The organism is Cellulomonas shaoxiangyii (genome assembly GCF_004798685.1).
Lineage (GTDB): Bacteria > Actinomycetota > Actinomycetes > Actinomycetales > Cellulomonadaceae > Cellulomonas > Cellulomonas shaoxiangyii.
On sequence record NZ_CP039291.1, the window covers coordinates 2,927,554 to 2,942,298 of the forward strand.

Genomic DNA, 14,745 nt, shown 5'->3' on the forward strand with positions numbered 1-14,745 from the left:
GACGCGCCGCCCGCCCGGGCCGGGCGCCACCGGACAGCAGCCGCCGTCGCACAGCGGGGCAGCCGGCGGAGGGCGCCCGGCGCGCGGACGGCGCCGCGCCGGTGTCCGGGGCTGCTGGTTGACTGTGCCCGTGGCACGCCCGACCGACAGCAGCCCCGACCGCAGCTCCGCCAGCACCACCGACCGCAGCCCGGACCGCGCTCCCGCCTCCGGGGGCTCCCCGGCGGCACCCGACCCGGCGGCCCTCACCTACGAGCAGGCGCGCGACGAGCTCGCCCGCGTCGTCGACCGGCTCGAGACCGGCGCCGCGACGCTCGAGGAGTCGCTCGCGCTCTGGGAGCGCGGCGAGGCCCTGGCCGCGCGCTGCCAGGAGTGGCTCGACGGGGCGCGCGAGCGCCTCGCCGCGGCGCGCGGCGAGGGACGCGACGCCGGCGGCGCGCGCGACGCGGACGCGTCGTGAGCGTGGCGGGGCAGGGACGCGCGCTCGTCGTGGGCGAGGCGCTGGTCGACGTGGTGCACCGGCAGGACGGCACCCGGGACGAGATCGCGGGCGGCAGCCCCGCGAACGTCGCGGTGGGGCTCGCCCGGCTGGGCCGGCGCGCCGACCTCCTGACGTGGCTGGCGCCCGACGCCGAGGGCGACCTCGTCCGCCGGCACCTCGAGGGCTCGGGCGTGCGCGTGCTCGTCGGCGACCGCACCCCGGTGCGGACGCCGGTCGCCACGGCGCGGCTGGACGCGGACGGCGTCGCGACCTACGACTTCGACCTCGAGTGGGACCTGCCGGGCGCGTGGGACGAGGACGACGACGACGCGCTCGTCGTGCACACCGGCTCGATCGGCGCAGTCCTGGAGCCGGGCGGCAGTCGCGTCGCCGACCTGCTCGAGGCCCGCCGTGCCACGTCCACCGTCACCTACGACCCCAACCTGCGCCCGGCCCTCATGGGCGACCCCGGGGACGTGCTGCCGGTCGTGGAGCGCCTGGTGCGCGCCGCCGACGTGGTCAAGGTCAGCGACGAGGACCTCGCGTGGCTGCTGCCCGGCGTGGCGCCGGCGGAGGTCGCCGAGGACTGGAGCCGCAACGGGCCCGCGCTGGTCGTGGTCACCCACGGGGGCGACGGCGCCTTCGCGTGCACGGCCGCCGGCGCGCGCCTCCAGGTCGCCGCGCCGCGCGTGCGCGTCGTGGACACCGTCGGCGCCGGGGACTCGTTCATGGCGGGGCTCGTCGACGGCCTGTGGTCCGCGGGGCTGCTGGGCGCGGACCGCCGCGCGGCCCTGCAGGACGTCGCCGCGGCCACCGTCGAGGACGTCCTGGCGCGCTGCGCGCGCATCGCCGCCATCACCGTGTCCCGCCGCGGCGCGAACCCGCCGCGGTCCGCCGAGCTCGACAACCCGGCCGTGCTGGCGGCCGCGCTCGCCGACGCCGCTACCGACCCCGCTACCGACGCGGCCACCGACGCCGCCACCGACGCCCCGACCGGAGGAGCAGCATGACCACCGTCCCGCCCCTGACGCCCGCCGAGGCCTGGGCCTCGCTCGCCGCGGGCAACGTCCGCTTCGTCGAGGACCGGATGGAGCACCCGTCGCAGGGCATCGACCGCCGCACCGAGATCAGCGCCGAGCAGCACCCGTTCGCGGTGGTGTTCGGCTGCTCCGACAGCCGCGTGGCCGCCGAGATCATCTTCGACCAGGGGCTCGGCGACGTGTTCGTCGTGCGCACCGCGGGGCACGTGCTCGACACGACCGTCATCGGGTCCATCGAGTACGGCGTCGAGGTGCTCGGCGCCCCGCTCGTCGTGGTGCTGGCGCACGACCGCTGCGGCGCCGTCGCGGCCGCCTCGGACGTGCTGCACGGTGGGCAGATGCCCGCCGGGTTCGTGCAGGCGGTCGTGGACCGCGTCATCCCGTCGATCATCGGGCTGTCCCAGAACGGGCGCCCGCTCGACTCGTTCGACGCCGCCGAGCTCGGCCACGAGCACGTGCTGCACACCGCGAAGACGCTGCACGGGTACTCGGTGTCCCTCGCCGACGCGGTCGCCGAGGGCCGCTGTGCCATCGTCGCCGTGGAGTACACGCTCGCCGACGGCCGAGCGCGGCTCGCCGACGTCATCGGGGACATCGGCGTCCAGCCGGACGCCGCGCCCGTCCCCGCCTGACCGCGCGGGCGGGGCCCGTCGTCGGCGGCACACCGCCGCGGACGCCGGCACAAAGCCGACCGGTCAGGCCCCCGGCGTCAGGCCGCCGGCGTGCTGCTCTCCGCCCGCCGGTCGGCGCGCTTCTGCACCCGCTCCAGCGCGCGGGCCCGCTCCGACTCGCTCTCGGCGTCGGCGGCGCGCGCCGCCTCCTCGTCGTACGTGAGGTTGTCGCCCGTCTCGGGGTCGAACACCATCAGCCGCGTCGGGTCGAACCACAGCTCCGAGACGTCGCCGTCCCGTGCGCGGCTCTCCGCCCCGAGCGCGGCGACGAGCTGGGTCCGCATGCCCTCGCCGTCGAGGTCGCGGTCGAGCTCCTCGAGCGTGCCGGCGACCTCCTCGCGCGTCTCGAACGGCACGTACGCGTACAGCTCGGCACCGAGCCACTCGACGACGTCGACGTCGGCCTCGAACGTGACGCCCTTGGCGACCATCGCCTCCTCGAGGGTGTCGACGTCCTCGAGGTGCTCGGGCCGCAGGCCGACGATGACGAGCTCGCGGTCGCCGATCCGGCGGCGGAGCTCGTCCGACAGCGGCACGTCGACGAGCGGCATGCGCAGCACGTCGCCCTCGACCTGCCCGGGCAGGAAGTTCATCGGCGGGGAGCCGATGAACCCGGCGACGAAGAGGTTGACCGGGTGCTCGTAGAGCGCCCGGGGGCTGGCCGCCTGCTGGAGCACCCCCTTGCGGAGCACCGCGACGCGGTCGCCCAGTGTCAGCGCCTCGGTCTGGTCGTGCGTGACGTACACGGTCGTCGTGCCGAGCCGGCGCTGCATGCGCGCGATCTCGGTGCGCATCTGACCGCGCAGCTTCGCGTCGAGGTTCGACAGCGGCTCGTCGAACAGGAAGGCGCGCGCCTCCCGGACGATCGCGCGGCCCATCGCGACGCGCTGCCGCTGCCCGCCGGACAGGTTCGCGGGCTTGCGGTCGAGGTGCTCGCGCAGCTCGAGGGTGTCGGCGGCCTTCTCGACGCGGCGGCGGATCTCGTCGTCGGAGTACTTGCCCTTCTCCAGCCGCAGGGGGAAGGCGATGTTCTCGAACACCGTCAGGTGCGGGTACAGCGCGTAGTTCTGGAAGACCATGGCGAGCCTGCGGTCGCGCGGCGCCTTGTCGTTGACGACGTCGCCGTCGATGAGGATCTCGCCGTCGGAGATGTCCTCCAGGCCGACGATCATCCGCAGCAGCGTCGACTTCCCGCAGCCGGACGGCCCGACGAGGATGACGAACTCCCCGTCCTTGATGTCCAGGCTGACGTCGTTGACGGCCGCGAAGCCGTCGCCGTACTTCTTCACCACGTGGCTCAGCGTGATCGCGGCCATCTGCGCACTCCTTACGCGGGACGGGCGGCGGGCGTCAGCCCTTGACCGCGCCCTGGGTCAGCCCGGCGACGATCTGGCGCTGGAACAGCAGCACGAGGACGACGACAGGGATGGTGACGATGACCGCGGCGGCGGACGTCGCACCGGTCGGCTCCTCGAACTGGGAGGCGCCGGTGAAGAACGCGAGCGCCGCGGGCACCGGCCGCGCGGCCTCGGTGGACGTGAGCGAGATGCCGTAGACGAAGTCGTTCCAGGCGAGGAAGAACGCGATGATCGCCGTCGTCGCGACGCCCGGGCCGGCCAGCGGGACGATCACCTTGCGGAACGCCTGCCACGTGGTGGCGCCGTCGACCTGCGCGGCCTGCTCCATCTCCCACGGGATCTCGCGGAAGAACGCCGACAGCGTCCAGATGGACAGCGGCAGCGTGATCGACAGGTACGGGATCACCAGGCCGGGCCACGTGTCGTACAGCCCGATCGAGCGCCAGATGTTGAACAGGGGCGTCACGATCGAGATCACCGGGAACATCGACACCGCGAGCGAGAGCCCGAGCACGAACGCCTTGCCGGGGAAGTCGAGCCGTGCCACCGCGTAGGCCGTGAGCGCGGCCAGCACGACCGCGATGGCGGTGGCGATGAGGCAGATGCCGACCGAGTTGCGCAGCGCCGGCAGGAACAGGTCCGACGCGGCGCCGGTGAGGATGAGCTCGTAGTTCTGCCACGTCACGCGCGTGGGCAGGAACGAGCCGTTGTCGAGGTCCGACGGCGCCTTGAGGCTCAGGGAGACGATCCAGGCGACCGGGAACAGGCAGTACAGGATGATGGCGAGCCCCCCGACCCACCACCAGATCCTCGTGCGCGCGGCGGTCATCAGCCACCCCTCGTCGACGCGGCGAGGTTCACGTTGAACCCCTTGACGAACAGCACGGCGATCAGCGCGACGAGGATCGTCAGCAGCACCGACACGGCCGACCCGACGCCGATCTCCAGGCGCTGGATGGTCTGCCGGTAGGCCAGGAACGCGACCGACTCGGTGCCCGCGGCGCCGTTCGTCATGATGAAGATGTTGTCGAAGATGCGGAACGCGTCGAGCGACCGGAACAGCAGGGCGACCATGATCGCGCCCTTCATGTTCGGGATCGTCACGCGCCACAGCCGCTGCCACGCGGTCGCGCCGTCGACCTTCGCGGCCTCCGCCAGGTCCCCGGGCACCTGCGCCAGGCCCGACAGGAGCAGCAGCGAGATGAACGGGGTCGTCTTCCAGATCTCCGACAGGATGATGACGCTCACCGCCGAGCCGAACGACGCGAACCAGTCGGTGTCGTCGGGGACGAACGGCAGCCACGCGTTCACGAACCCGCTCGTGATGTCGAACATGTAGAGGAACGCGAACGCGGAGACGACCGTGATGATCGCGTACGGGATGAGGATCGCGGTGCGCAGCGCGGGCCGCAGCGTCGTCAGGGCGTGGTTCATGACCAGGGCCAGGCCGAACCCGAGGACGAGCTCGACGGCGACCGTCACCACCGTGATGAGCACGGTGACGCCGAGCGCACGCCACCAGAGCGGGTCGGACAGGATGAGCAGGTAGTTGTCGAGGCCCACGAACGCGCGCGCGTCCGGGTTGGTCAGGCGGTAGCTGTACAGCGAGTCCCAGACGGCCTGCAGGATCGGGTAGCCGACGACGGCGACGAGCACGAGCACCGCGGGCGCGCACAGCATCATGCCGAGGCGCGCCTCCTGACGGGCGCGGTCGGAGCGGCGCGGGGCACCGCTGCGGGCGCTGCGCCCGCGCGGGCGCTCGTCCTTCGCGAGGGCCGGGGGTGCCCCGGCGAGAGAGCTCACAGCAGCGCCTCCCCGGTCAGGACGGCTCGGATGAGCTCGTCGGCGTCACGCGGGCTGGTGTCCGGGCTGACCGCGCGGGGCGGGTGCCACGTGCGCTGCAGGCTGGACGAGACCTCGTTGTAGAACTGCGTCTGCGGGCGCGGCGCCGCGTTCTGCAGCGACTCGCGGATGACGTCCGCCATGGGGAACGCCTCCTGGACCGCGGGGTCGTCGAACGCGACGAGGCTCGACGGCGGGTTGCCGTCGGTGACGAAGTACGCCGCCTGCTTGGCCGGGTCCGCGATGCACTGCGCGGCATCGAACGCGAGGTCGACGTGCCGGCTGAACGCCCCGACGCCGAGGTTGATGCCGCCGTACGGCGGGCGCGACTCCTCGCCCTCGTCGACCCGCGGGTACAGGGCCCAGCCGAAGTCCTCGACCACCGAGGGGTCGAGGGTCCCGGCCTCCACGGCGGCCTTCGCGCGCGGCCAGACGAACGGCCAGTTGACCATGAAGCCCGCGTTCTCGGCCTCGAACATGCTCGCGTCGACGTCCTCGTTCGCGTTGGCGAGCTGCGGGCCGCCCACGCCGGCGTCCGCGAGGTTCCGGATCACCTCGGCTGCGCGGCGGCCCGCCTCGGAGTCGAGGGTGGGCCGCACGTCGGCCGGGTCCTCGTCCTCACCGTCCTCGAGCACCTGCCCGCCCGCCGACTCGACCAGCGCGTTGACCCACACCGTGAGCGACTCGGCGCGCACGCCCTGCACGGCGACCGTGACGTCCTGGGCCGCCGCGACCTCCACGACCTGGTCCCACGTGACCGGCTGCGTCATGTCCAGGCCCGCCGCCTCGGCCACCGACCGGCGGTACCAGAGCAGCTGCGTGTTGGCCCAGAACGGCACGGTGACGAGCTCGTCGCGGAACGTCGCGCCGGCGATCGCCCCCTCCGCCACGTCCTGCGTCACGGCCTCGGCCACGTCCGCGGGGACCGGCGCCAGGAACCCCGCGTTCGCGAACTCCGGGATGTAGGGCGGGTCGAGGCTCATGAGGTCGATCGACGCGTCGTTGGCCGCCAGCCGCCGGATCAGCTGCTCGCGCTGCCCGGGGGCGTCCCGCGGGAGCAGCGTCGTCGAGAGCCGGTACTCGCCGCCGGACTCCTCGGTGCACTGCCGGGCGATCTCGGCCTGGCCGCCGGAGTCCGGGTTGATGTACCAGGTGAGCGTGGGCGGCCCGGCCTCGGCCGTCGCGCACGCAGCGAGCGGCGCCACGAGAGCCGCCGTGGCGAGCAACGCTGCTCGTCGTCTCACCGTCGCCACCTTCCTCCCGGGACGGGGTGAAGACCATCCGACTACCAGTCGGCCGGTCCCGCCACCCGAGCGGACGCCGGCCCTCGGAGTGGGAGGATCGGGCCATGGCTTCCAGCACCGGTCCCGACGTCGCGGCTGGCCCCGACGGGTCGGCCACCTCCCCCGACACCCGCTCCGGCGGCTCGTCCGCCGACGCGCAGCCCGCGTACCGCATCGAGCACGACACGATGGGCGAGGTCCGCGTCCCCGCGGACGCGCTCTACCGTGCGCAGACGCAGCGCGCGGTCGAGAACTTCCCCATCTCCGGCAGCACGCTCGAGCGCGGCCACGTCGAGGCGCTCGCACGCGTGAAGAAGGCCGCGGCCCGCGCGAACGCCGAGCTCGGCGTCCTCCCGCAGGACGTCGCGGACGCGATCGTCGCCGCGGCGGACGAGGTCGCGAGCGGCGTGCACGACGCGCACTTCCCCGTGGACGTCTACCAGACGGGCTCGGGCACGAGCTCGAACATGAACACGAACGAGGTCCTGGCGACGCTGGCCACGCGCCGGCTGGGCCGCGCCGTGCACCCGAACGACCACGTCAACGCGTCGCAGTCCTCGAACGACGTCTTCCCGACGTCGGTGCACGTGGCCGCCACCGCCGGCGTCGTGCGCGACCTGGTGCCGGCGCTCGAGCACCTCGCGGGTGCGCTCGCGGAGAAGGCGTCCGCGTGGGCCGAGGTCGTCAAGGCCGGTCGCACGCACCTCATGGACGCGACCCCGGTGACCCTCGGCCAGGAGTTCGGCGGCTACGCGGCTGCCGTGCGCTACGGCGTCGAGCGGCTGCAGGCCGCGCTCCCCCGCGCCGCGGAGGTGCCGCTGGGCGGCACGGCCGTCGGCACGGGCATCAACACGCCGGCGGGCTTCCCGCAGCGGGTCATCGCGCTGCTCGTCGAGGACACGGGCCTGCCGCTGACCGAGGCGCGCGACCACTTCGAGGCGCAGAGCTCGCGCGACGGGCTCGTCGAGCTGTCGGGCGCGCTGCGCACCATCGCGGTGAGCCTGACGAAGATCTGCAACGACCTGCGCTGGATGGGCTCGGGCCCGAACACGGGCCTCGGCGAGCTGGCGATCCCCGACCTGCAGCCGGGCTCGTCGATCATGCCCGGCAAGGTGAACCCCGTCGTGCCCGAGGCCGTGCTGATGGTCTGCTCGCGCGTCGTCGGCAACGACGCGACGGTCGCGTGGGCGGGCGCGAGCGGCTCGTTCGAGCTCAACGTGCAGATCCCCGTCATCGCGTCGGCCGTGCTGGAGTCGGTGCGGCTGCTCGCGAACGCCTCGCGGGTGCTCGCGGACCGCACGGTCGCCGGCCTGACGCCGAACGTGGCGCACGCCCGGGAGCTGGCCGAGTCCTCGCCGTCGATCGTCACGCCCCTCAACCGTGTCATCGGGTACGAGGCCGCCGCGGCCATCGCGAAGCACGCCGTGAAGGCGGGCGTCACGGTCCGCCAGGCGACGATCGACCTCGGCCACGTCGAGCGCGGGGACCTCACGCTGGAGCAGCTCGACGCGGCGCTCGACGTGCTGGCGATGACGCGCCCGCCGCAGGCCTGACCCGCTCGACCCGACGGCCCGCCCGGTACCACCGGGCGGGCCGTCGTCGTCCGGCGCAGAAAGTTTCTGCGACCGCACCCCAACGTTTCGCCCGTGTCCGGACCGTGACCCGCACGCGCCCCTGCGCCCGCGGGCCGGTCCCTAGCCTGGTCGCGACCACGCCGGGCGACGTCGCCCGGGCCGACGCGAGGGGGGGACCACGTGGGCTGGCGGCTGCGCGTGCTGACCGGCCGGCTGCGGGACCAGGCGGCGGTCGTCGCGACGGTCACGCTGGTCGCGCTCGTCGCCACGACGCTGCTCGGCACGTTCGCGCTCCTGCTCGACGGCGCGTCGCACGACGCCCTCGACGAGGCGCTGCACCGGGCGGACGAGGAGGACGTGCGGATCGACGCGGTCGTGCGCGTCAACGGGGGCGACGTCGGGTCCGTCCTCGCCACGGCGCACGACACGCTCGGCCGGGTGCTGGGCGCGCTGGACGCCGACGAGCAGGTCTGGCTCACCGGCGGGCTGCACTGGCTGCCCGGCCTGGCACGCGAGGACCGCATGGCGCCGCTCGCGTACGCGGCCGACTACCCCGCCGCGCCCGAGCACGTCGAGCTCGTGGCGGGCGCGTGGCCGGACCGCGCGCGCGACGACGCCGGGCGGCTGCTCGTCGCCGTGCCCGCCGTCGCGGCCGAGGAGTACGGCTGGGCGGTCGGCACGGAGATCGCCGCGGGCGCCGGCCCGCGCGAGGGCCCCGACACGTGGGTCGTCGCGGGTGTGCACGCGCTCGTCGGCCCGCCCGGCACGTGGGACCGCGACCGCCTGGGCGGGCGGATGCACGACCCGCGGCACCCGGTGCCCGGCGGGGGCGGCGTCGTGACGACCGACGGGTGGGGGCCGATGCTCGTCGCGCCCGGCGCGCTCACGGCCACGGGCGCCGTCGAGACCGTGCAGACGACCGTGGTGCCGCGCCTGTCGGGGGCGCCGCGCGGGGCCGTGGCCGCGCTGCGCGCCGCGGTCGACGACGCACAGCTCGCGATGACGTCGGCCCTCGACGCCACGCCCGCCAACGCCCGCGTCAGCACGGTCGTGCACCGCACGATCGACGCGACGTGGCGCGAGCTGGCGGTCACCCGGGTCGCCGTCGTCGTCGTCGGGCTGCTCCTGGGCGTCCTCGCGGCGACCGTCATGCTGCTCGCCGCCGGTCTGCTCGGCGAGCGCCGCGCCACGGAGAGCCTGCTGCTGGTCTCGCGCGGCGCCGCCGCACGCCAGCTGCGCTCGCTCGCCGCCCTCGAGGCCGCCGCGCTCGCGGCCGGGACCACGCTCGTCGCGCCCTGGCTCGCGCTCGGCACCTACGGGTGGCTCGTGTCCCGCGGGCTGCTCGGCCCCGCGGGCTTCCGCGTCCCGGCGGTCCCGCCCCTCGCCGCGGTCGCGACGTGCGCGGTCGTCGCGGCCGTGCTGGCGGTCGCCGTCGTGCTGCCGCAGTGGCGCACGGCCGCGTCGACCCGCGCCGGGCGGGCGCGCCTCGCACGTGCCGGCGCGGACCTCGCGCTCGTGGTCGTCGCGGCCGTCGCGCTGTGGCAGCTGCTCTCGTACGGCGGGCCGCTGCCCGGCGGCGTGCCCCGCGTGGACCCGGTGCTCGCCGTGGCACCCGCGCTCGTCGCCGTCGGCGGCGCCGTGCTCGCGCTGCGGCTGGTGCGGCCCGTCGGCGCCGCGGCCGACGCGCTCGCCCGGCGCAGCCGCTCCCTCGTCGGGCCCGTCGCCGCCTGGCAGGTGGCGCGCCGGCCCGCGACGGCGTCGGGCGCCGTGCTCGTGCTCGCCGTCGCGGTGGGGTGCGCGACGTTCGCGCAGTCGTTCCAGGCCACGTGGCGCACGTCCCAGGTCGAGCAGGTCGACCTGGCCGTCGCCGCCGACGTGCGCGTCGACGACCTGGGCGGCGACGGCGTCGCGAGCGCCCGGACCGTCGACGACGTGCTCGCGGCGCACCCGGGCGCCGTGGCGGTCCCGGTCCTCGACCGCACCGCGATGATCGGCGCGGCCGTCAGCGCCGGCGACGACGTCACGGCCTCCGGCCGCGACGCGCACCTGGTCGCCGTCGACACGACGCGGCCCGAGCTGCTGCGCGGGCGCACCGACGTGCCGTGGGCGGACGTGCTCGCCGACCTCGCCCCACCACCCCCGCCGGCCGAGGACGACCCGTCGCTGACCGCTCCGGTGCCGCTGCCGGGCGACCCGCGGTGGATCGTCCTCGACGTCACCCCCACGGCCACCCTGCCCGCGACCGGCCAGGTGTTCCTGTCGTTCGCCCTGCGGGACGCGCGCGGCGTGCACGCGTGGACCCACGCGACGCTGCCGGCCCTCGACGCGCCGCTCGAGGTCGCGATGGGCGTGCCGGCGCTCGCCCTGCCCGTGGAGCTGGTGGGCGTCACGGCGCGCGTCGTGGTCGAGGAGCCGGCGGCGCCGCCCGGCGGCGGCTACTCGGAGGACGAGGTGCACCTGGCGCTCACGTCCGTGCGCGCGGTGGACCGGGCGCAGGACGCGGACTGGCTGGACGCCGGGACCGTCCCGTCGACCCCCGTCGCGATCGGGGCCGTCCGCTGGGGCGGCACCGCCACGACGGCGCTCGACGACGCGCCGCTGCGGCTGCGCCCGCAGGCCCCCGACGCCACGACGATCGGCGGGCGGGTCGACCTGACGGGCACGTGGTCCGACGCGGGCGGCACGCTCGCCGCGACGGCATGGGAGCCGGCGCGAGGTGTGCCCGCCGTGCTCGCGCGGCCGCTCGCCGACGAGCTCGCGCTCGGCACGGGCGACGCCGTCGTGCTCAGGGTCGGAGAGACGCGCGTGCGGGCGCTGGTCGCGCGCGTCGTGCCCCACCTGCCCGGTACGCCGCGCGGCACGGACGTGCTCGTCGACTCCGGGTCGCTCGCACGTGCGCTGGCCGACGCCGGCAGCATCTCCCAGCAGGTCGACGGGTGGTGGGTGGCCGCGCCGCGGGTCGGCGACGCCCGCGCCGTCGGCGCGGACCTGGTGGCCGCCGCGGCCGGCGAGGTGACCGTCCGTGCCGACGCCGCGGCCGCGGCGACCCGCGGCCCCCTGCGCGTCGCCGTGCCCGTGGCCCTCGTCCTGGTGACGCTCGCCTCGGGGGTGCTCGTCCTCGTCGGCATGGGCGCGAGCGCCGGGGTGGCGCTGCGCGGGCGGCGGCTCGAGCTCGCCCGCCTACAGGCGCTCGGCGCCGACCGGCGCGCCCTCGTCCGCGCGCTCGTGCTCGAGAACGCCCTGCTCGTGGGCCTGGGCGCGGCCGCCGGGCTCGCCGTCGGCGCGCTCCTCGGGCACGTCGTCGGGCCGGTCCTGACGACGTCGCCGGAGGGGCGGCGCCCGCTCCCGCCGCCCCGCGTGGTGTGGGACTGGCTCGCGCAGGGCGGGCTCGTGAGCGCGCTCGCGGTCGGCGCGTGCGTCACCGTCGCGGTCGTCGGGACGCTGCTCGTGCGGCGTACGACAGGTGCGCTGCTGAGGCTGGGGGACGACCGATGACGACCCCGGGGACCCGCGTGCGCGCCACGACCGCCGGCGCCCTGCTGCTGGGCCGGCGGCGGGCGGCGCAGGACGCGGGCCTGCTCGCCGGCACCGCGCTGCTGCTGCTCGGGGCGCTGCTGCTGGCGCTGGCGCTGCCGCGGCTCGTCGACCGCGCCGCCGACAGCGCTGCGCGCGTCTCCGTCGAGCGCGCGGGCACGGCCGCCGACGTCGTGGCCAGCCCGCAGGGCACCGCGCGCGACCTGCTGGGGCCGGCATCGGCGACCGCCGGGTGGCTCGCCGCCGAGTTCCCCACGGGGCTCGGCCCACGCACCGCGTCCGCGCGGTCGGCGACGTTCGTCGTGCCCGGTCCGCGCCACGAGTTCCTCAGCCGGGTCGCGCTCGTCCTGCCCGTGGAGGACGAGGACCGCGACGCAGGCCTCGTGCGGTGGGTCGCCGGCACCGCGCCGCAGCCGGTGCCCGAGGAGCTGCTCCCCGGCCCCGAGCGCCCCGACCTGCCCTCGCGCGTCGAGGTGGGGATGAGCGCCGCGGCAGCGCAGACCCTCGGCGTGCGCGTGGACGACGGACCGTTCCTCGTCGAGCGGAGCCGGACGCGTGACCGCGTCGACACCCTGCTCGTCGTCACGGGGCTGTACGAGCCCCTCGACCCGGGCCACACGGCGTGGCGGGACCTGCCCGAGCTCGTCGACGTCGTGCCCGTCAGCACGGCGTCCGACGTCGACACCCTCGTGGGGCTCTACGTGCCGCCGGAGGTGGTGTCCGACCTGACGACCGTCGTGCCCGTGGAGCAGCTGCGCACGACCGTGCGCGCGCCCGTCGACACGACGCACGCCACGCTCGCCGACCTGCGCGCGCTGCGGCGCACGGTGCTGCACGTCGCCGCGACGTCCGGCCGGGTGAGCACCGACCTGCCCGCGGTGCTCGACGCCTTCGAGGCCCGGCTCGTCGCGGCGCGCGCGCAGGCGTCGCTGACGATCATCGGGATCGCCGCCACGGCCGCGCTGTGCCTCGTGCTCGCCGGCGGCCTGCTCGCCGGGCGGCGCCGGGTGCTGCTGGCGGCCGAGCGGGCGCGCGGTGCGTCGCTCGCGTCGGTGGTCGTGCGGGCGCTCGCCGAGACCGTGCCGCTCGTGCTCCTGACCGCCGCCGTGGCCGTCGCGGTGGTCCTCGCGACGCTGCCCGGCGCGACCGGCACCGCGGCGGTCGCCGTCGGGGTCGCGGCCGTCGCGGTGCTCGCGCCGGCGGTCCTCGCCGCGCACGCGGCCGCGTCCGCGTGGACGCGCCGCCGGGTGCCGACGGACGCGGAGGAGCGCGCGCACCTCGCGACGCTGCGCACGGCGCGGCGCGTCACCCTCGAGCTGCTCGTGGTCGTCCTCGCCGCGGCCGCCGTCGTCTCGGTGCGCCGACGCGGGCTCGTGCCGGTGGGCGACGGTGACGTCGACCCGCTGCTGGCGGCGGCCCCGGTGCTCGCCGCCGCGGCGGCCGCGCTGGTCCTGGTGCGCGTCGCGCCCGCGGCGGTCCGGGCGGCGGGCCGGGTCGCCGCCCGGTCGCGCGGCCTCGCGGCACCGCTCGCCGCGGCGCGGGCGCAGGGCGCGGCCACGGCCGTGACGCCGCTGCTCGCCGTGACGGTCGCGGTCGCGCTCGTGGTGCTGTCCGGCACGCTCGTGCAGAGCGTGCGCGCCGGCCAGGAGGACGCGGCGGACCTGCGCGTGGGCGCCGACGTCCGCCTCGACGGACGCCTCGACCGCGAGGTGGGACGGGCTGCGCTCGCGGCGCTGCCCGACGCGCCGGGCGTCGACGCGGTGGTGCGGGGCAACCAGCTCACCGGACGCACGGTGGGGTCCGGCCTGGGGCTGAGCGCGACCCTCCTCGTGGTCGACGCCCCCGAGCTCGCCCGCGTCCGCGCGGCCCGCGGCCTGCCCGTCGACCCGGGCCTGGCGGCGCTCGGCACGCCCGGCACGGACGCCGGCACCCCCGTGCCCGCGCTCCTGAGCCCGGCGCTCGTCGAGCGGCTCGCGGCCCACCCGACCGAGGGCGGCCTGCGCATCGGCGTCGTCAACGACGCCGTCACCGTGGACGTGCGCGGCACCACCGACCTGCTGCCCGACGGGGGCGCGCCGCCGCTCGACGCCCGCGCGGCCGCGCCCGTCCCCCTCGAGGACGACGGCGTCGTGGTCGTCGACCGCGACGCGCTGGCCGCCACCGGCGTCGCGGTGCCCACCCCGGACCGCGCCTGGGTGAGCGGCCCGGGCGCCGAGGCCGCCGTCGACGCGCTCGGACTGCCGCCCGCGACCGCCTCCGGCATCACCGTCACGACGCGGGACGGCTGGGCGCGCGCGTGGGCCGGCGACCCGCTGACCGAGGCGCTGGCGACGCTGCAGACCGCGGGCGTGGGCGTGCTCGCGCTGCTGCTCGTGCTCACCCTCGTCCTCGTCGTCGTCGCGACGTCCCGCGAGCGCGGCCGCACGCTGTCGACCCTGCGCACGCTCGGCCTCGACGCCCGCACGGCGCGCGCCGCGACGCTCGGGGAGCTGGCGCCGCTGGTCGTGGGCGGTCTGCTCGGCGGCGCCGTGATCGGCCTCGTCGTGCCGTGGCTCGTCACCGACGCGCTGGGCCTGCCGTGGCTGACCGGCGACCCCCGCGGCGGGCACGTCGTGCCGGCCGTGTGGCCGGTGCTCCTGGCCGCCGGCGCGCTGCTCGCCGCGCTCACCGTCGCGGTCGCGGTCGAGCAGCTGGTGCGCCGTCGCGACCGGCTCGGCGAGGTGCTGCGGGTCGGCGACCGATGAGCCGTGCACGGCGCCCGGTAGACCGCCCGGTGGACCGCCCGGCGGCACCGCCGGGCGGCGCACCGCCCGCTGCGCCCGGAACATCCGGCTGCGGCACCCCAACGTTTCGCCCGTGTCCGTACCGTGACGTGGCTCCCGGGCCGAATCGATCCAGGTGCTCCGACCCGGCTCCTAGCCTGAGCGCGCTGCAGGCCCGGCGGACGACCCCCGAGCCGTGA

At 76.4% G+C, this 14,745-nt stretch carries 10 protein-coding genes; 6 read left to right on the forward strand and 4 right to left on the reverse strand.

Annotation, left to right across the window (positions count from 1 at the left end; translation table 11 throughout):
- Positions 1-130 precede the first annotated feature (130 nt).
- From E5225_RS13170 to E5225_RS13180, 3 genes are read left to right on the forward strand one after another with little or no spacing between them, the layout of a single operon-like run.
- Complete coding sequence (locus tag E5225_RS13170; protein WP_135973211.1) at positions 131-460, forward strand: exodeoxyribonuclease VII small subunit; 330 nt, start codon at positions 131-133, stop codon at positions 458-460.
- A complete protein-coding gene (locus E5225_RS13175) occupies positions 457-1,491 on the forward strand; it encodes a carbohydrate kinase family protein (protein WP_135973212.1) in 1,035 nt (344 codons plus the stop codon). Before E5225_RS13170 ends, E5225_RS13175 begins: the two co-directional genes overlap by 4 nt.
- Positions 1,488-2,153: a carbonic anhydrase gene (locus E5225_RS13180; RefSeq protein ID WP_135973213.1), complete on the forward strand. Its 666-nt coding sequence runs from the start codon at positions 1,488-1,490 to the stop codon at positions 2,151-2,153. The genes E5225_RS13175 and E5225_RS13180 overlap by 4 nt, the downstream gene beginning before the upstream one ends.
- A 77-nt stretch (positions 2,154-2,230) precedes the next feature.
- Here E5225_RS13180 and E5225_RS13185 read toward each other — a convergent pair whose 3' ends face one another.
- From E5225_RS13185 to E5225_RS13200, 4 genes are read right to left on the reverse strand one after another with little or no spacing between them, the layout of a single operon-like run.
- A complete protein-coding gene (locus E5225_RS13185; RefSeq protein WP_135973214.1) occupies positions 2,231-3,508 on the reverse strand; it encodes an ABC transporter ATP-binding protein in 1,278 nt (425 codons plus the stop codon).
- A gap of 34 nt (positions 3,509-3,542) precedes the next feature.
- Positions 3,543-4,379 (reverse strand): carbohydrate ABC transporter permease, encoded by an 837-nt coding sequence (locus E5225_RS13190; protein ID WP_135973215.1) that lies wholly within the window; start codon positions 4,377-4,379, stop codon positions 3,543-3,545.
- A complete protein-coding gene (locus E5225_RS13195; RefSeq protein ID WP_243738187.1) occupies positions 4,379-5,353 on the reverse strand; it encodes a carbohydrate ABC transporter permease in 975 nt (324 codons plus the stop codon). Before E5225_RS13195 ends, E5225_RS13190 begins: the two co-directional genes overlap by 1 nt.
- Positions 5,350-6,636, reverse strand: coding sequence for an extracellular solute-binding protein (locus tag E5225_RS13200; protein ID WP_135973216.1), 1,287 nt, complete (start codon positions 6,634-6,636; stop codon positions 5,350-5,352). The genes E5225_RS13195 and E5225_RS13200 overlap by 4 nt, the downstream gene beginning before the upstream one ends.
- 104 nt (positions 6,637-6,740) lie before the next feature.
- On the opposite strand from E5225_RS13200, the gene E5225_RS13205 reads away from it, so the two are divergent.
- The 3 genes from E5225_RS13205 to E5225_RS13215 all read left to right on the forward strand — a co-directional run bounded on the left by E5225_RS13205 (position 6,741) and on the right by E5225_RS13215 (position 14,527).
- Positions 6,741-8,228: a class II fumarate hydratase gene (locus tag E5225_RS13205; protein ID WP_166435942.1), complete on the forward strand. Its 1,488-nt coding sequence runs from the start codon at positions 6,741-6,743 to the stop codon at positions 8,226-8,228.
- Between the two features lie 201 nt (positions 8,229-8,429).
- Positions 8,430-11,744 (forward strand): FtsX-like permease family protein, encoded by a 3,315-nt coding sequence (locus tag E5225_RS13210; protein WP_135973217.1) that lies wholly within the window; start codon positions 8,430-8,432, stop codon positions 11,742-11,744.
- Positions 11,741-14,527, forward strand: a complete 2,787-nt coding sequence (locus E5225_RS13215) for an FtsX-like permease family protein (protein ID WP_136225458.1) — start codon at positions 11,741-11,743, stop codon at positions 14,525-14,527. Before E5225_RS13210 ends, E5225_RS13215 begins: the two co-directional genes overlap by 4 nt.
- Positions 14,528-14,745 lie beyond the last annotated feature (218 nt).

What these genes read in the sequence shown, in the direction of transcription:
- E5225_RS13185 (WP_135973214.1), bottom strand. Translation starts at nt 3,508, where the DNA reads ATGGCCGCGATCACGCTGAGCCACGTGGTGAAGAAGTACGGCGACGGC.
- E5225_RS13190 (WP_135973215.1), bottom strand. Translation starts at nt 4,379, where the DNA reads ATGACCGCCGCGCGCACGAGGATCTGGTGGTGGGTCGGGGGGCTCGCC.
- E5225_RS13205 (WP_166435942.1), top strand. Translation starts at nt 6,741, where the DNA reads ATGGCTTCCAGCACCGGTCCCGACGTCGCGGCTGGCCCCGACGGGTCG.
- E5225_RS13180 (WP_135973213.1), top strand. Translation starts at nt 1,488, where the DNA reads ATGACCACCGTCCCGCCCCTGACGCCCGCCGAGGCCTGGGCCTCGCTC.
- E5225_RS13215 (WP_136225458.1), top strand. Translation starts at nt 11,741, where the DNA reads ATGACGACCCCGGGGACCCGCGTGCGCGCCACGACCGCCGGCGCCCTG.